This window comes from Paenibacillus sp. HGF5 (genome assembly GCF_000204455.1).
Lineage (GTDB): Bacteria > Bacillota > Bacilli > Paenibacillales > Paenibacillaceae > Paenibacillus_AQ > Paenibacillus_AQ lautus_A.
On record NZ_AEXS01000017.1, the window covers coordinates 78035 to 95024 of the forward strand.

Genomic DNA, 16990 nt, shown 5'->3' on the forward strand with positions numbered 1-16990 from the left:
TTAGACCATTTTGGGGCCGATCTCCCCCCTGTTTCATAGCATGAATCTTGAAGGAGATGGATGATCATGCCTCAATACCGCATTATTGTCGATTTGTCCGACTTTCAGCTGCACCTGCTCGACGGCAACATCGTGGTACGCACGTTCCCGGTCGCCATCGGCAAAATGGCTACGCAATCGCCGCCCGGCAATTACACCATCGTCAACAAACAACCGAATCCCGGCGGTCCTTTCGGGGCTTACTGGTTAGGTTTGTCCAAACCCCACTACGGCATCCATGGCACGAATGACCCTTCATCCATCGGACGCTCCGTTTCCCATGGCTGCATTCGGATGTATAACGAGGACGTGGTGGAGCTCGCTTCCCTCGTGCCCATCCATACCAGGGTCACCATACGAAACTAATAACATAAACTGGTGATTTCAAATCCCTCCAAATTGGTTAAATACAAATGTTACATGGTACCCGTGTATTTTACCTACTCGTTGTTATGGAGGGATTGCCCATGATGCAGAGCAAATATTTCAGGACATGCTTTGGCATAATCGCGCTGCTCTTAATCATCTACCTCGGAGCCGAAATCAGCTTTTTGTTTCGCCCCATCGTCTCCATGTTCAACATGCTGATCGTTCCGGTGGCCATGGCCGGCTTCTTCTATTATCTGCTCAGGCCGATCGTGGACTACCTGGAGCGACGCAAAATCAAACGATCCATCGGCGTCCTGATGCTGTATTTCGTGTTTGCCGGTCTCTGCGCGATCTTTGGCATCGTCGTATGGCCGACGCTCCGTGAACAGATCGAAAACTTCATCAGCAACGCCCCCTTCCTGGTTGAGGGCGTGGAGGAGCAGATCGACCAGCTTCAACAAAATCAATTCTGGTCCCGCTATATACCAACGGAATCCGAATTGTCGACCTCCCTGACGGAATACATGAACCGCATCATCACCTGGATCAGCAATTCCATCAATAATCTGATTTCCGTTGTATCCGGCGTCGTTGTCATTATCGCTACGATTCCGATCATTTTGTACTACATGCTGAAGGAAGGCAGCAAGCTCCCGCCAAGACTGCTCAGCGTCCTGCCCAGACGATACCGCCGCGACGGCCAGGAGGTGCTGGGCGAGATCGATACGGCACTCAGCAATTTTATTATCGGCAAAGTGATCCTGAATCTTATACTTAGCGTCATGATCTATATCGGATTTTTGATCATCGGACTGCCCTATTCCCTGCTCTTGACGGTGATTTCCTTCTTCTTGAATTTCATTCCGTACATCGGTGCGCTGCTGGCGACCATTCCAGTCGTCATCATCGGATTTATCGAATCGCCCTCCATCGCGATATGGTCCGTCGTGGTCATTGTCATCGCCCAGCAGATTCAAGATAATATCCTGACGCCCGTCATCTACGGGAAACAGCTGGATATTCACCCGCTGACTACGGTTGTCCTCATTCTTGTAGGCGGCGACTTCTTCGGACTGCTCGGCATCCTGCTGGCCATTCCGGCCTACATGATCATCAAAATTATCGCGGTGCGAATTTACGAGCTGTTCCTCGCCGAAAAAGTAGAGGACGCATGATGGCGCCTCACAGCAAAAAAGGATGTCCCCGCCAACTTTGCGATGGCTAGTGGGACATCCTTTATTTTAAAAGAATCACGCATTGCCGCGCAGGGACCGAACCACGAAATCATGCTCGTCCTTACGCAATATCGTGCCATTCGACAGTGTGACGGTATCCTCATCGTGAGATGTCAGGATGGCCTGGGAAGACACCAGCTGGTTGCCCCTCCATACCATGACGCAGGATCCAAAATAAACGGCATTATCGAATTGAATGGTATGACTCACGATATAACCGATGGAGTTCAGGGCCGGATAGGAGTTCCTCGGCATAATTCTATGAATGGCTCGAAACGGAATGATAAGCTCGCCCGGGCCTAGAACCACTTTTTCCTGAACGGGATCCCACCCTTTCAGCACACCTTCAACCGTGCTTTTCGCCCCGTCTAGACGCTGAATGACAACATGACTACCAATCCAATGCTTCATGAAGGTCACCTCTCGCGGATTATTCATCTCCATCGTCCGGCGTGTTCGGGATGTCCCACTTCACCGGATCCATACCCTCTTGCATTAAAAAAGCATTCGATGCTGAAAATGGACGGCTGCCGAAGAATCCTTTGTGCGCTGCAAACGGGCTCGGATGACTAGACTCAAGCACCTTGTGACGGCTTCGGTCTATGAAGGAACCTTTCTTCTGTGCATAACTGCCCCATAATATAAACACTATGGGCCTTTCACGTTCATTCAGTTTCGCGATGACCTTATCGGTGAAGGTCTCCCACCCGATGCCTTTATGCGAGTTCGGCTCGCCCTCGCGAACCGTCAGCACGGCATTGAGCAGCAGAACTCCCTGGTCCGCCCATGATTGCAAGGATCCATGATTCGGGGCCGAAATCCCCAGATCCGATGAAAGCTCCTTATGTATATTGCGTAAAGACGGAGGAATCGCAACCCCGGGCGAGACGGAGAAACTCAGTCCCTGCGCCTGCCGGCGACCGTGATAAGGGTCTTGCCCCAAAATAACGACCTTCGTCGATTGGTACGATGTTTGCTGCAGAGCCCGAAATATATCTTCCTTAGGAGGATACACCGTACTGCGCCGGTACTCTTCTTCCACCCGTTCCAACAAAGCTTGAAAATAAGGCTTATCCACTTCTCCCTGCAGGATAAGGTCCCAATCATTGTTAAACATCCGCATGTCTCCTCTCCCTTCTCCTCACGCAGGTCAGCATGGAATCATAAAAGAAATGCGATCACTTTAATCGGGACGCGGCATCTTCCGCTTAGGTCTGCAGGAACAACGCCCGCTGATGAATTTGCGTCGATTTAAAAAATAAGCCGGCACCCATACAGGGGCCGACTTATTTTGCATCATACCAGACGCTGTTATAATGCCGAGGACGGGGGTCGAACCCGTACGGTAGTCACCTACCGCAGGATTTTAAGTCCTGTGCGTCTGCCAATTCCGCCACCCCGGCATATTGTATCCGCGCATGTTCCTAGCGTCGTTCACGTTCACTTGAAAAGCCCGAAGGTACGCGTGGAATTCGCAATATTTTGCGAGATCATCCCGAAATCTAGGTGTGCACATTTCGTCTTAGCGACAAAATCGATAATACCATGTACAACCATATGATGTCAATATATGAAACTCATAATTTTTCGCATCACCCCGGGCCAAGCATTCATCTCGATGAACTAGCGCCATCGCTCTGCTTGTAGGTACTGACAGCAAATCAAGGGGCTCCTTCGCAATCGGCGCGCGTGCTTTCCCCTTCCTATAGAATAATTTCTCGGTTACCGTGCATCCTAAATGAAGCTCGCGTGCTTACATGCGGAGACTAGAACAACAGAAGAAAAGGAAACCCATCGACATGAAAAAACGAACATGCTCAGCCTTCTCATTGCTTGCCCTTGCGCTGATTCTTGGTTATCCCGGCCATGTGCATGCGGAGCACGCGCCTTCCGCCTCCAAAGGCAGAGATTATTATGAGGAGCGCGGCGAGATCGTGTGGGAAGTGCCCACGCAGAACAAGGTGATCGCCCTCACTTTTGACGACGGCCCGGACGAGCATAATACCGTTCAAATTCTGGATCTGTTAAGGCGGTATGACGCTAAAGCCACCTTCTTCGTTGTAGGCAGCCGGGTGGAGAAACATCCCGACATCGTTGCACGGGAGCTGCAGGAAGGACATGAAATCGGCAACCACTCCTATACGCATCCGCCCTTTCACAATATTAACGTCACGAAGTTATCAAGTGAACTGAATCAAACGCAGGATGCGATCTATCAAGCCACCGGCATGAAGACCGTACTGTTCCGCCCGCCCGGGGGCAGCTATAATGAAGCCATTGTGAGGACGAGCAAGGATTTGGGCATGCTGACCGTATTGTGGTCATGGCACCAGGATACCCTCGACTGGCGAAAGCCCGGCGTCAACCGCATCGTCCGAAAGGTTCTGGATAACGCCCGTAACGGCGACATCGTACTTATGCACGATTTTGTACCCAGCAGTACGCAGACGGTTGAAGCCCTGAAGGTGATTTTGCCGGAGCTGCAAAAAAGGGGTTATTCATTTGTTACCGTATCCGAGCTGATGTCCTACCATGAGAAATCACGCAAGTTCATCGAAGTCAACCATTAATAAGCCGTTCGCATGTAAGACAATGACCGCTGCCTTTTGGAGGTAACGGTTATTTTTTTAGGCAGGCTTCGATCCCGGAGCGCCGGATAGAATTTTCACTTGAATATTTTAAACCCATTTGTTAAGATACAGAACGAACGTTCAGTATATACAATTTTGACGATAGCCTAGGGGATAAGGGGGTGCATGCGTGAACAAAAAACAACAACAAACCGAAGATACCAAGCGACGCATTGCCGAAGCCGCCAAGGCGCTATTTATGCAGAAGGGATACAAATCAACGTCGATCGAGGAAATCGTCGAAGCCACCGGCAGCAGCAAAGGGAATATCTATTATCACTTTAAAAGCAAGGAAGGGCTGTTTCTGTATTTGATCGAGGAATGGGACCTCGAGTGGGAACAGAAATGGAGCAGTAAGGAGCAGCAATACACCACAACCGTTGATAAATTGTACGGAATTGCCGACCAACTGGTGTTTGATGATCTGAACCACCCCTTCTCCAAGGCTCTGGACGAATTCATGAACAACAATGGAGACGTGTCCGAGGAAGTAGAGCAGCGAATCGTCCGGATTATCCGAAGCCACCTGGAATTCAATCAGAAGTTGCTGCAGCAAGGGATTGATCAAGGGGAGTTTGAGAATCATAACGTGGAGCAGCTCTCCCTCATTTTTGAAAGCCTCATCGTGGGCTTAAGCCAGATGTCCCGCATTACGAAGGTAAAAAATCCGCTTGCCCTTTATCATACGGCCATTCAAGTATTCCTGCACGGCATCGAAAAGAAATCGTAAATGACACGTTCTCTTTTTTATGCTCTATTATAAACCGAACGTTCAGTATAGAAAGAAAACCGTACACCATCATTAAATCGTTGTTTATCTTTGGAGGAATCATCATGTCATTACTATTGCGAAACAATGGAGCCATTCTGCTCCTCATGTTCAATATATTTTTAGTTTTCACCGGCATCGGGCTTGTCATCCCCATTATGCCTACCTATATGACGGAGCTGCATATCAGCGGAAGCACGGTGGGCATGCTCGTTGCCGCCTTTTCATTAACGCAGCTGCTATTCTCGCCGCTTGCGGGGAGATTGTCCGATATCATGGGCCGCAAAAAAATCATCATCTCCGGCATGATTGTATTCGCCATATCGGAATGGTTATTCGGAGCGGCCAGCACGCCGACGCTGTTGTTCGCGGCAAGAATGCTTGGCGGCATCGGCGCCGCCCTCATCATGCCTGCCGTCATGGCCTATACGGCTGACGTCACTTCCAATGAGGAACGTGCCCGGGGCATGGGATTCATTAATGCAGCGATTACGACAGGCTTCATTATCGGACCCGGCATCGGGGGGTTCATCGCCGAGTTTGGCATTCGTGTTCCTTTCTACGCTGCAGCCGTAGCCGGGGGCATTGCCGCTTTGGTGACGCTGCTGCTGCTTCCGGAATCATCCGCCAAGCAAGAAGCACCTACCGTGCTGGGACGGAAACAGGAGAGCCTGGCGGTCCAGCTGGTCCGTTCGTTCAAGGAGCCGTATTTCCTTAGTCTGATCATCGTATTTGTTCTGTCGTTCGGTCTTGCCAATTATGAAACGGTGTTCGGCCTGTTCGTGGATCATAAATTCGGATTCACCCCTAAAGATATCGCCATGATCATTACGTTTGGCTCCATTGCGGGCGCTGTCGTGCAGGCAACGATATTCGGCTGGATCCTGAACCGGTTCGGCGAGAAAAGGGTCATTACGCTCAGCTTGCTCACAGCGGGAATCTGCATTCTGTTAACGCTGTTTGTGCATAAATATTGGCTAATCTTCCTTGTGACGTTCCTTGTCTTCCTGTCGATCGACATCCTGCGTCCTGCCATCGGCACGCAAATGTCCAAGCTGGCAAAGGATCAGCAAGGCTACGTCGCCGGCCTGAACTCGGCTTATACCAGTCTGGGGAACATCGCGGGGCCCCTTATCGCAGGTTATCTGTTTGATTTGGACATCAACTTCCCATACATCTCTGCATCGATCGTCCTCATCCTCTGCTTTTTCTTGGCCATGCGTGCCGGCAGAGCCTGGGCTGCTACGGAAGCTGTCACGAATGAGCGGTAATCATACGCTGAAACGACATACTCTCTCGTCTTAGACAATGACAGAACAAGACCCTGCCGGAAACTTCCGGCAGGGTCTTTAGGTTTCGTTGTTGTTATGTATTAATAAGCCAGCAGGACAATAATCGCCAATAAAGCCACCAGCGCAAACAATAGGGCCCATCCCAGTTCAAAACGTCTTTTTTCTTGATATGCCTTAAAAGCTTTCCTTGACTCGAATACGAATACGATCACTAAGAAGGCAAGCAACACGGGCAGTCCCCAGGACTGATTCAATACCCACTCTGACACCTTGATCCCCCATCCTATGTAAGAAAATGAGCTGCATCCCACCAGCAGCCTCAGCGTTTGGAAGTACATGTCCCTAACGACTCCATTAAAATGTACCGTAAGTTGCTCCCGATTACAAATCTCGTTGATCGGGTCCTCTGATGGATCTTTTAGGCTCCTCTGGATTTGAGCCCCACTTGAATCATGATCATATTGCGGAATTAGGCACAGTTGTCAGAGCAAATTAATATTCTGAATTAGTTCATTTCCAAAAGGAGTGCTTTAATGGAGAAAAAATCAACTTATGATTACATCGTTGTAGGCACAGGTCCTGCTGGGGCCGTGATTGCGAAGACACTTACTGACGACATGCGAACCTCCGTGCTTGTTTTAGAATCGGGCGGAAACCATGACAGAGACAAACCGATTAAGGATTCAACCTTTGCACTTGAATTGGAAGAAAGTTTCTTTCCGAATTACTTTTGGCAGGGGGAAGGCGTCCCCCAAGAGGAACTTGATGAACGCGCATTCGAATGGACCACAGGTCGACTCTCGGGAGGCGGTTCTTCAATCAACGGAGAACAATATGTTAGACCGACATCCGCCGTGCTCCGAAAGTGGGAACGGCTGCTTGGACCTCTATGGTCACCTGATAAAGCGATTCGACGATTCAAAGCATTGGAGAATTATAACGGAGAAACCACAGATATCAATGCACACGGGTATCGAGGAAGAATTAACATTCGGCAAGCACCCGAAACTCCAACGCCGATGGCTCACAAGCTGACAACTGCGATCGAGCGGGCAACAGGTTATCCGACCATTCTTGACTATAATGATCCGAATACTCCCATGGGACCGTTCACCCGTTGGCAATTATACCAACAGCCTGATGGTCGCAGGGAGAGCTCCTCCACGGCCTTCCTGTCTCGCGATATTATGACGGCAACAGGTCGGGGAGTGAATAACAGAAAACTAACTGTGAAGTTTCGAACAACGGTTCTCCGTATTCTTTTCTCCGGCAAGCGGGCCATTGGCGTTGAATATTTGAAGGATGGCAAGTGCTGCTATGCATATTCCCGTAAAAAGGTTATTATTTCGGCGGGGATCAACAGCCCTCAGTTGTTGATGTTGTCAGGAATCGGACCCGCCAAAATGCTGAAAAAGGCTGGAATCCCTGTCATCTTCGACAATCCAAACGTAGGGCAAAGGTTAAAAAACCATACGTTAAATTTCGCAGTATTTGCTACCAATTCACAAGATCGTCCCCTCCCTCCCTTAGACCCCAACGCACTGTATACGGGAGGAGCTTTCTTGCCAGATCCATCTGGTATCGATCCGGATGAGCGGGCTGTTCAACTCGTTGGCATTGGATCCGATGAAGAATTGACAATAGCGATTCTGTACTTGCGACCCAAGAGCAATGGGACGATCCGCATACAAAGCAAAGATCCGCTGAATATCGTATTGGCAGATGAGGGTTTTCTCTCAAATCCGGACGACATGGAGGCGGTAAAAAGAATTTATAGAACGTATATCAAAGATATTGCCATAGAGTTGGAACAGATTGATTCTTCATATCGTCTCGTATCCCCTACATTTGATATTATCGATGACGATGACAGGCTTGAGGAATTTATTAAGGAAAATTTCGATCACAATCACCATCAGCAAGGATTTCTGCGGATGGCTCCTTTATCCGAAGGAGGAGTCGTTAACCGTAAAGGAAAGGTACACGGAGTTCAAGATTTGATCGTTGCAGATGCGTCCTTAGTTCCATATACAGTCGACGGAAACACCTCTTCTGCTGCATACCTTATCGGATACACCATCGCAAAGCAATTAAGTAAACGCAAAAAAAAGCAACGATCACATCCGGAATCGGGGGAAGAATGAAAACTCCCCGCGGTTCCGTTATGATGGAATGCTAATATAGCGAAAGGAGCTCATTGCCGCGCTCGACCGGCCGCTTCTCAGCCGGTGGATGCTTTGAGCTACTACCGGACTAATCTTCTAGTTCAATCTCGATACGGGCAAGGACGCCAGCTGGATTATCTCCGCTTCTGTTTGCATTGGACGGGAAGTTAAAAGCGGCGATCACGATATCGTTTGTACCTCTCCGAAGGAAGCGTCTGATATTAAAAGTTCTTCCCGGATTAAAGAATGAAACATTGCCCTGCGGGTTGTCGATAACGACCGGCCGTCCATTGATTAAAACGATGGCAAAGTTATCCACGGACAGGAATAAGCTGGCTCTCTCAATATTGTCTCTAATCGTAAATCTTCTGGCGACCACGGCAGCAGGACCGTTAGGGTCATTTCTTCCCCAAACGTACGATTCACCAGCTTGCGGCGCAACCCATGCCGGATTTCGCTCGATTTCTAGTGCATTTACCCAATTTCGATTCGTACTTATTCTTCTAGTTCGTTGGCTAATAACAACCGGATTTTGTGCATTCAATGATCTCTGTGCGGCAATCATCGTTCTCATTGCTTTTGCAACGCTACCCGCCCAGATTCCGCTATGTCTTCTAGGCTTTTGTTGTTTGACCGTATTTTTTGCCTTTCCTGATACTGTGCTTTTGTGCATTGTGCTTCCTCCTTTTTATCAACGAAATCCTTAACATATATATGAGTCCAGCGAATTAATGGATATGGACAATAGATTAGTCACAATCACTCAATTTTCTCACGGGTGTCGTTGTTTAATGTTCAGTTTATGTACAATGAAAAATGCTAAAAACGGGGACGGTAAGTTGCCGTCCCCGTTTATCGTAATTGGGGATACCACATGGGTGCAGTATCGTAATTTGATAAATTAAATTAAATTAAATTAAATTAAATCAATGAATGAATGCTTCATTAAGGAGCTTCGTTATATCCAAAACGTTCCCAAGATAATAACCAGGAGAATGAATAAAACCAGAACAGTTCCTACTGGACTACCGTATCCGTTGTAACCACCTTTTTCGCAGCTCACCGATTTAACCTCCTTGCTTTGTGGAATGGTACAGTTTATGTACATAGACGGTCTTAGTCTGGACATTTCGGCAATCATGATCAGATTGTGCTAATGCTAAGGGTATTACCCATGCTTTCAGTGCCTTCAGGCGTCTGCCAAACCGTCTTGTAAACAGCAAAAAACCCTTGCATCGCAAGGGTTTTAGCTTCTCCTATTATATAAATTCCGGCTGTATGTGATGCGTCATTACTCTACATCAACGGGATGCTGTATTTTATCCCGATACAGATCGATGTACAGCTGACCGTCGGTTCCTTTCACTGCATAAAAAACATCTGCAATTTCTTTGTTCCGGACTTTTAATTTTTCTTTAATCCACTCTGGGGACAGATCATTAATTTTTAGATTATTTTCTAAAAGTTGGCCATCCATGATAAGCTCAATCGGAAACTGCTGATTCCCTTTCAAGCCCTTTTTCATATCTTTTAAAGTTACATTCTGGTATTCCTTTTTCTTCATTACAGATATCTTTCCATTGATCTCTAATACGCCGTACTCCACTTCCGAGATGTCAAATATATCCTTTTGCCGCAACATCTGATTGATCGTATCTAAAGTTAACTTATTTTTCCTTAGATTCTCTTCCAGGATCTTGCCACCTTCTATAACTACGCTCGGCGTCCCTTCAGCCCACATGCGGAATTTACGATTCTTCACCACGATCTTTGATAAAAAATATGATGTAAATGTAAATACGGCAAGCGAGATTAGCAGGTGTATGACTTCCATTTTTTCATTGAAAGCAAAATTCGCAGCAATTGCCCCTAATATCACGGCCGTAACAAATTCATGAAAATTCATGTTAGACAACGTTTGTTTGCCCAAAAACCGCGTAATAATCAACAAAATGACGAATGCTGATATACTACGAAGTAAAATAACCATGTGCTCTAGCATGAAGGCCCATACACTCCTTTCTACCGTATATCTTATGTATGGGCAATTTTTCTAAAAATAAACCGATAAGCTTAGATGCCTTCAGCAGCAATCCGATCTTATCATAAAATCTCATATCGTTCGGTCTAAACAGTCCTGTAAACAGCAAAAAACCCTTGCATCGCAAGGGTTTTCATAAAGTGGGCCCTGAGGGACTCGAACCCCCGACCAGTCGGTTATGAGCCGACCGCTCTAACCAACTGAGCTAAGGGCCCTGAACATACATGTACACATTAACATAAGGACGTCATACATACATCGTTTAAAAATTGGTTGCGGGGGCAGGATTTGAACCTGCGGCCTTCGGGTTATGAGCCCGACGAGCTACCGAACTGCTCCACCCCGCGTCAATGCTGTATCAAACAGCGACAAGAATAAATATACACCATTCCCCTGCATCAAGTCAAGTGCTGTTTTAATGGAATTTCCTCAAGGCAGGAATCGCACGCCATAACGCCCCTTCTTGGAACGATAAACCTCCACCATCCGCGGATCATGATACCCGAACAGCCAGCCATCCTGCTCCAGACGTTTAGCGAAGCACCCAGCCTGAAATTTGGTTGTATAGAGCTTGCCGTAATATACCCAGTTCATCCTATGCGACTCCTTACCGAAATGATAATGTAATGCTGTCATATTATGTCCAAACTTCCACAAAAAAAACGCCGTCCCCCGAAGTTCTCCTTTCCTCCCCATAATAAAAACAATCAGCCATGCCGTATACCGTGCCGGGATACGCATATGCTGATTGTTGCCTTGGGTTATAACCCATTCGCTTATTGGCCGTCGGCCTCTGCAAACCGGGCAGCGATGCTCATCAGCTCCTGCTCCATCGAATGCATCATCTGGATGAAATTCATCAGCTGCGCCTTCGTCTCCTCGGCCTCTGTGCGAAAACGCTGCTGGGAAACGCCTTCCCATTCGGCATTCAGCGTTTCAATGACCTGGGACAGCCTCGCGACCAATTCCCCGCCGTAGTCACTCCCGCTGCGAATGTCTGCCGCCGCGCGGCGCAGCTCCTCGGGCGATACCTCTATACGTCCTGACATAGATCCGCCTCACGCTCCTCCCTTAATCCCTGGCAAGCTAAGTAGCCTTCGTCTCAGCCAGTACGGCCTGAAATTGTTCTTCCTCTTCGTCCTGGTAACCCGTAAAAATAATCTCTTGGATATCCTCATGGTTAAACACGTAAGCAAACTCCGGGCTGACATACCCTTCCGGATACGGACAAGCCAGATAGTCGAACAATTGCGGCTGCTCCAGCGCCAAAATTTGCTTGCGTCCATAGATCACCAGCTTTTTCTCGCCTTCCTTCAAAATGACGATCGATCCGTTTGGCAGCAGCTGCTGTTGTTGCGTCATTACGATCCTCTCCTTTTCTTGCTATGACGATGCGGTGCGGCCGGCGTGCGGCCCTGATTCATTTTGTTCAGAAACGCGGCGTTCCGCTGCTCCTTCGGCAATCCCAATACGGGGTAATGGGCCTTCAGCTTTTCCATATTGTTCTGGATGAACCGATATCGAGGGATGAACACAACGGCCAGGTACAGGCCGAGAATCAACAATACGGAAAAAGCCGCCATGCCCATGACGAATCCGCCAAGGTCACCGGTAACGGCAACCACGACGTAATACCCTGTGTAACCGATGCCTGCCAACAGCAAGGCCGCTTTGCCTGCTTTGCCGATGCCGCCTTTGCGTTCCATGGATTGGTACGTCCCTTGCCGCAGCGCTCTTGCATGCAGAACATAAAACGCAACGAGCAGCAGGAGCATCACCGCGATCGAGCTAAGCCCATATCCCATCGACTCGACACCGGCCATGTCATACATCATTTTCAAGATAGCCAGCTGGCAAGTGACCGCCAGCGCCAATCCGTAAATCCCCAAGTACAGCACAAAACCGACCTCAGACCGGTACGGATTAACGCTCAGGCCAATTCCCCACAGCAGCATGGCCGCCCACACTGCCGCCGCCGCATAAAAATAAACCGACATCATCGGCGCCGCCAGCGTGACCAGCGCGGGGATGAGCATAATGAATAAAAAGCATACGATGCCGCCCCGAATTTGCTCGGCGGGGATTAGCCGGAAATGAAACTGTTCTTCCTCTGAAATCTTCGTGCTCATCTATGACACTCCCTTTATTTGAACCATCCGGCTATCGTAGAACCTATCTTCTCCGCCCCCATTTTCAATCCTTCGGTTACGGTATCTTTCTTCCCGTCCCCGTCAAAATCGGCGAACTTGATGCCGTCCATGACATAGGAAGCACCGACCGACACGCCGAAGCCGATGGCCGCACCCGCCAGGGTGCCGATCGGACCGCCCACCGCCGTGCCGATAAGCGCGCCGGCTTTAGCGCCAGCCGCCGCGGAAGCGACCACGGTTCCCACGCCGACGCCAACATCGACGACGGCGTCTCCGGCTATTTTTGCCCCGCTCTTGTTTTCATTGATATTCGTAACCAGATTTCCCACCGTTTGCATGGCGATGCCCGCATAACCAAGCTTGCCGCCCTTCCAGCTGAGCGAGTCCTTCACGGCTGCGCCGGGCAGGACGTATTTCGGAATTCGGGGGTGATTCCGCCAATTGTACTCGGCATAGGATTTTTTGCGGATATTGGCAAGCATGCCGTTCGTCACATTGGCACGCATGTTGCCGCGCTTGTCTTTCTCAAGCCATACACCGAAGCCGTTCCGGTACATATCCCAGTATTTGTACATCGTGCCCGATGCGGTTACCGTTCCGAACAATACTCCTGCGGCCGCAAGCGGATTGCCCTTCCATTGATCCGCCGTGCCGCCGAATGGCGCGAGCGCATTGAATTCGACGCCCGCCGCCGTCACGGGCGGATCCGTCTTCTTATTTCCGTTCTGTGCCATACTCGCCTGAAGCAGCAGATGCGGACTCACCTGGGCGACCGATTGTTTGCCGAAATTCAGATTGTTCCCGAGCGATTGGTCGGTCTGCGAAAAATCCCCCGCTTTCTTCACAAGCTGGCCGCGATTCTGCTCCAGACGGCCTACGACCGACTGGCACGCGGCCCGGCATTGCGCAAGGCGCTGCTCTACCTGGGCGCGATGGCGCGATTCCCAGGACATGCTCTGGATGCGCTGCTGCATCCGCTCCTGAAGCGCTTGGACTTCCCGTGCAATATCAGATACCGCTGCGCCCTGCTGGTTCAGCATTTCAGGTACCACACGTATTTTGGTCATAGCTAACAATCCTCCATGTCATTGATCGAGAAGGCAAAAATCTGAGTATGCGGGATCAGGATGCAACGTCTCTCACTTAATACGCTCGATGACCGCGCCGAGTTCCCGGATGATCTCGGTTACCGTAGCACCCCATATTTGGTCCTGTTCGCCTTCGTCGCGAATCAGCCAATTGGATTGCGCTCCTCTTAACAGCTCGATTCCCTGAATCCGGCAGTTCAGATCCGGACAATAATACGCCGTGAAGGTGGCATATCTCTCCGGATGGCTGACGCAATCAGCCAAGGCAGCAACGACCGTTTCCGGATAGCCTTGAGCAAGCAGGTGCTTCCGAGGCTCCTGCCCCCCTTGCTCGGCGTTCATCCATTGCTGGAACCAGCCTTTAGGCAAGGCCAGTGTGCCTGTATCGCGATTTTTTCGATCCTCCAGCTGCAGGTAACCGATGATCTTCAGCCAAGCCTCCGAAGGGGTTCCCAGCTCTTCCAGCACATAAAGCCTTTCGCCGCCTGGCCCGATTTCGATATCTGCCTTCACGACAAGGCTGGAACTGTAATAAATGAAACACTCCTTCGACGTTTCCTCCGAACCGGCCACCCTCATATGAATCGTTAACAAGGTCCGGCTGCATACTTCTATGTATTCCAGGAGCTCCTGCACAAGAACCGGCTCGTTATCGGCCGTTTGAATCAAACCCTTCTCCAGCAGTTCCTGCTCTATCTTGGCTACTTCAACAGGCATCTCTTCCGTGAGCGTTCCGCGAAAAGGGTCCTCCAACCCGATGACAGCCCGCGCACCGACAATGCCGGTTAATACAAAGAATTGCTTGCCGGTCAGTTGGATCCTGGACGGAATTTCCAAAGAACTCTCCTCCTTACGGTCAGTCCCGCCTATTTTGTGTTTGTTTTCGAAGTGATCATTACTATTATAGGTGAGACGTATCCTTCCCCTCTACCAAATCCTGGCCCTAAATTTATAGGAACATATACCCAAATCAGACGGCTCCCAAACCATCAAGCGGCAAAATATAAAAAAACATTCCCGGGCTTTGGCAATCACCTCTGGAATGTTTTAGCGGTTATGCTGGATTAAGCGGCTCATCCTTCCGGATAATGCCGTGATATAGAATCGTCATCAGTTGTTCGCTGACCGCATTCAGGCTGCCCAGACCATGGTACCATTCCGTTCGTGCCGTAAATTCCTTGATGAAAGTCAAAAACGCGACAAGTACCTGCGGTGAAATGTCTTTGCGGATTTGTCCCAGCTGCTGGCCTTTAAAAATCAGCATTTCGAATTCCGGCACAACGTATTTCTGATTGAACTCAATCAGCTTTTCCATCTGTTCCGGAAACTTGGCCAGATCCGACACAAATTGCTGCGAGACGAGCGCCGAAAACTTCTCCTGATCCCTGTAGAACACGGTTAAGGCCTCCAGCGGATCTTTTGCCTGCTCCATGATCCCGCGATAGATCGCCATCAGCTCCTCGACCATGCGATCCACCACATGATCCAGTAAGCCCTCTTTGCTCTGATAATAGTTATAAATCGTCATCTTGGAAACGGGGACAGCTTCGGCAATCTGCTCCATGCTGGTTTGCACAATCCCATGCTTCAGAAACAACCGCTTTCCGGCCTCAAGCACCGCTTCTTTTTTTGCGTTCATCGGTAGATTAGATCCCTTCTATTCGGCTTACGGATGTCTATGGCTAAATCAGCCGCTTACAGTCCTAATGTAACGATCCGTTCTTCGACTGTCAACCCGCGGCCGACATTACGTTTATCTTGTTTCAGGGAACCAAAAAAGCCGCCTCTGTGTCAGTTCACAGAGACGGCAGCCTGAGAATGAAGAATATCTATACGCCAAAGGAGGTTGGATTCGATCTCCAGGATTGAAGGAGCTCCACGTCCTCTGCTTGAATCCGGTTCTCCGATAACGCTACATCAATGAGTGCACCGTAATTGGACAGGCTCTGCAGCGGAATTCCCGCTTCGGCGAAGGCTTGTACCGCTTTATCCAGCTGATAGCTGAATATGGCGAGCACCGCGAGCGGCTCCGCTCCTGCGTCCTTGACCGCTTGCGCCGCCTTCAGGGAGCTGCCGCCGGTGGAGATCAGATCCTCGATGACAACGACCTTCTGGCCGGGCTTGATCAAACCTTCGATCAGGTTTTCCTTGCCGTGGCCTTTGGCTTTGTCCCGAATATAGGACATCGGCAGGTTCATCTTCTGGGATACGAAGGCCGCGTGCGGGATCCCTGCGGTGGCCGTTCCGGCAATGGCCTCGGCTTCCGGATATTGCTCCCGAATGACGGCCGCGAACGATTCAGCAATGTAATCGCGAATGTCGGGATAGGACATGGTCAGGCGATTGTCGCAGTAGATCGGAGACTTGATGCCCGACGTCCATGTAAACGGCTGATGAGGTCTTAGGGAAACGGCCTCGATCTTAAGCAAATAAGATGCGATCTGATGCGGAATATTCGCGATGGTACTCATGCTTGAATCATCTCCTCAATAATCTGTTCAGCAGCTTGTCTCGGGTTATGGGACTCGGTGATCGGGCGGCCGACAACCAGGTAATGACTCCCCTTGCGGATCGCTTCCCCAGGTGTAAGCACCCGCGCTTGGTCACCGATATCCGCGCCGGCAGGGCGGATACCCGGAATGACGGTTTTGAAATCCTTGCCGCAGGCGGATCGAATGGCTTCCACTTCCAGGGAGGATGCCACGACGCCGTGAAGCCCGGACTGCCGGGCCAGCTCAGCATAACGCACGACGGTATCCTCCACCTGGCCTGGAATGCCGATTTCGTTATTCATGACATCCTGATTCGTGCTGGTCAACTGCGTTACCGCAATGATTGTAGGCATGGCAAGACCCGGGGTGTCCGCCACTGCGGCTTCCGCCCCGGCTTTTGCCGCCTGCATCATGAGCGCGCCGCCGCCGGCATGGACATTAAACATGTCCACGCCCAGCCGCGTTACGCTGTGCGAGCCGCCTTTGACCGTATTCGGAATATCATGCATCTTCACATCCAGGAACACGGAATAGCCTTTCGCTTTCAATTCTTTCACAAAGTCAGGACCGGCCGCATAGAACAGCTGCATGCCGACCTTCATATAACACGGGATGCCCTCCAGCTGACGAACCAATGCTTGTGCACGCTCGGCATCCGGGTAATCCAGGGCCACCATCAGGCGGCCCGCCATTTCATTGTAGCTGGCGTTCATCTGTACC

Annotated in this window: 21 protein-coding genes and 3 tRNA genes; 6 read left to right on the forward strand and 18 right to left on the reverse strand. The window is 49.9% G+C overall.

Annotated elements, in window-relative coordinates; genetic code table 11:
* The first annotated feature begins 66 nt into the window (after nt 1-66).
* Nucleotides 67-405, forward strand: a complete 339-nt coding sequence (locus HMPREF9412_RS02205; RefSeq protein WP_036671045.1) for a L,D-transpeptidase — start codon at nt 67-69, stop codon at nt 403-405.
* A gap of 101 nt (nt 406-506) precedes the next feature.
* On the forward strand, nt 507-1583 hold the full coding sequence (locus tag HMPREF9412_RS02210; protein WP_009589679.1) for an AI-2E family transporter: 1077 nt from the start codon (nt 507-509) through the stop codon (nt 1581-1583).
* Between the two features lie 75 nt (nt 1584-1658).
* Here HMPREF9412_RS02210 and HMPREF9412_RS02215 read toward each other — a convergent pair whose 3' ends face one another.
* From HMPREF9412_RS02215 to HMPREF9412_RS02225, 3 genes are all read right to left on the reverse strand, one after another.
* Complete coding sequence (locus tag HMPREF9412_RS02215) at nt 1659-2054, reverse strand: hypothetical protein (RefSeq protein ID WP_009589634.1); 396 nt, start codon at nt 2052-2054, stop codon at nt 1659-1661.
* 19 nt (nt 2055-2073) lie between these two features.
* The gene (locus tag HMPREF9412_RS02220) at nt 2074-2760 is read right to left on the reverse strand and encodes a uracil-DNA glycosylase (protein ID WP_009589683.1); all 687 of its coding nucleotides are present in this window, start codon (nt 2758-2760) and stop codon (nt 2074-2076) included.
* A gap of 200 nt (nt 2761-2960) precedes the next feature.
* A tRNA-Leu gene (locus HMPREF9412_RS02225) sits at nt 2961-3046 on the reverse strand.
* 396 nt (nt 3047-3442) lie between these two features.
* Between HMPREF9412_RS02225 and HMPREF9412_RS02230 the strand changes: the two genes are divergently transcribed.
* From HMPREF9412_RS02230 to HMPREF9412_RS02240, 3 genes are all read left to right on the forward strand, one after another.
* Entirely contained in the window at nt 3443-4213 is a 771-nt protein-coding gene (locus HMPREF9412_RS02230) for a polysaccharide deacetylase family protein (RefSeq protein ID WP_009589577.1), read from the forward strand.
* A 190-nt stretch (nt 4214-4403) separates the two neighbouring features.
* Nucleotides 4404-5003: a TetR/AcrR family transcriptional regulator gene (locus tag HMPREF9412_RS02235; RefSeq protein ID WP_009589588.1), complete on the forward strand. Its 600-nt coding sequence runs from the start codon at nt 4404-4406 to the stop codon at nt 5001-5003.
* A 104-nt stretch (nt 5004-5107) separates the two neighbouring features.
* Nucleotides 5108-6313 (forward strand): MFS transporter, encoded by a 1206-nt coding sequence (locus tag HMPREF9412_RS02240; protein WP_009589667.1) that lies wholly within the window; start codon nt 5108-5110, stop codon nt 6311-6313.
* Nucleotides 6314-6414: 101 nt separating this feature from the next.
* On the opposite strand, the gene HMPREF9412_RS02245 is transcribed toward HMPREF9412_RS02240, so the two are convergent.
* The gene (locus HMPREF9412_RS02245; RefSeq protein WP_009589600.1) at nt 6415-6672 is read right to left on the reverse strand and encodes a hypothetical protein; all 258 of its coding nucleotides are present in this window, start codon (nt 6670-6672) and stop codon (nt 6415-6417) included.
* 195 nt (nt 6673-6867) lie between these two features.
* On the opposite strand from HMPREF9412_RS02245, the gene HMPREF9412_RS02250 reads away from it, so the two are divergent.
* Nucleotides 6868-8478 (forward strand): GMC family oxidoreductase, encoded by a 1611-nt coding sequence (locus HMPREF9412_RS02250; RefSeq protein WP_009589644.1) that lies wholly within the window; start codon nt 6868-6870, stop codon nt 8476-8478.
* 109 nt (nt 8479-8587) lie between these two features.
* Here the strand turns inward: HMPREF9412_RS02250 and HMPREF9412_RS02255 are convergent, their stop codons facing one another.
* The 14 genes from HMPREF9412_RS02255 to pyrF form a co-directional block, all read right to left on the reverse strand.
* Nucleotides 8588-9172: a hypothetical protein gene (locus tag HMPREF9412_RS02255; RefSeq protein ID WP_009589616.1), complete on the reverse strand. Its 585-nt coding sequence runs from the start codon at nt 9170-9172 to the stop codon at nt 8588-8590.
* A gap of 285 nt (nt 9173-9457) precedes the next feature.
* Nucleotides 9458-9562 (reverse strand): YjcZ family sporulation protein, encoded by a 105-nt coding sequence (locus HMPREF9412_RS33170; protein ID WP_254663984.1) that lies wholly within the window; start codon nt 9560-9562, stop codon nt 9458-9460.
* A gap of 228 nt (nt 9563-9790) precedes the next feature.
* On the reverse strand, nt 9791-10501 hold the full coding sequence (locus tag HMPREF9412_RS02260) for a DUF421 domain-containing protein (protein ID WP_009589573.1): 711 nt from the start codon (nt 10499-10501) through the stop codon (nt 9791-9793).
* A 180-nt stretch (nt 10502-10681) separates the two neighbouring features.
* Nucleotides 10682-10755 (reverse strand) — tRNA-Ile (locus HMPREF9412_RS02265).
* Nucleotides 10756-10810: 55 nt separating this feature from the next.
* A tRNA-Met gene (locus HMPREF9412_RS02270) sits at nt 10811-10887 on the reverse strand.
* A gap of 82 nt (nt 10888-10969) precedes the next feature.
* Complete coding sequence (locus HMPREF9412_RS32755) at nt 10970-11134, reverse strand: hypothetical protein (RefSeq protein WP_009589607.1); 165 nt, start codon at nt 11132-11134, stop codon at nt 10970-10972.
* 182 nt (nt 11135-11316) lie between these two features.
* Nucleotides 11317-11589 (reverse strand): WXG100 family type VII secretion target, encoded by a 273-nt coding sequence (locus HMPREF9412_RS02275; protein ID WP_009589633.1) that lies wholly within the window; start codon nt 11587-11589, stop codon nt 11317-11319.
* A 37-nt stretch (nt 11590-11626) separates the two neighbouring features.
* Nucleotides 11627-11902: a DUF4176 domain-containing protein gene (locus HMPREF9412_RS02280; protein WP_009589601.1), complete on the reverse strand. Its 276-nt coding sequence runs from the start codon at nt 11900-11902 to the stop codon at nt 11627-11629.
* Nucleotides 11902-12669 (reverse strand): membrane protein, encoded by a 768-nt coding sequence (locus tag HMPREF9412_RS02285; RefSeq protein ID WP_009589650.1) that lies wholly within the window; start codon nt 12667-12669, stop codon nt 11902-11904. The genes HMPREF9412_RS02280 and HMPREF9412_RS02285 overlap by 1 nt, the downstream gene beginning before the upstream one ends.
* Nucleotides 12670-12683: 14 nt before the next feature.
* A complete protein-coding gene (locus tag HMPREF9412_RS02290; RefSeq protein ID WP_009589658.1) occupies nt 12684-13757 on the reverse strand; it encodes a WXG100 family type VII secretion target in 1074 nt (357 codons plus the stop codon).
* Between the two features lie 72 nt (nt 13758-13829).
* Complete coding sequence (locus tag HMPREF9412_RS02295; protein WP_009589654.1) at nt 13830-14615, reverse strand: hypothetical protein; 786 nt, start codon at nt 14613-14615, stop codon at nt 13830-13832.
* 217 nt (nt 14616-14832) lie between these two features.
* Nucleotides 14833-15417 carry a TetR/AcrR family transcriptional regulator gene (locus tag HMPREF9412_RS02300; protein ID WP_009589584.1) on the reverse strand — a complete coding sequence of 195 codons (585 nt, stop codon included), beginning with the start codon at nt 15415-15417 and terminating at the stop codon, nt 14833-14835.
* Nucleotides 15418-15607: 190 nt separating this feature from the next.
* Nucleotides 15608-16249, reverse strand: coding sequence for an orotate phosphoribosyltransferase (gene pyrE, locus HMPREF9412_RS02305; protein ID WP_009589603.1), 642 nt, complete (start codon nt 16247-16249; stop codon nt 15608-15610).
* Nucleotides 16246-16983, reverse strand: coding sequence for an orotidine-5'-phosphate decarboxylase (gene pyrF, locus HMPREF9412_RS02310; protein ID WP_009589605.1), 738 nt, complete (start codon nt 16981-16983; stop codon nt 16246-16248). Before pyrF ends, pyrE begins: the two co-directional genes overlap by 4 nt.
* Nucleotides 16984-16990 lie beyond the last annotated feature (7 nt).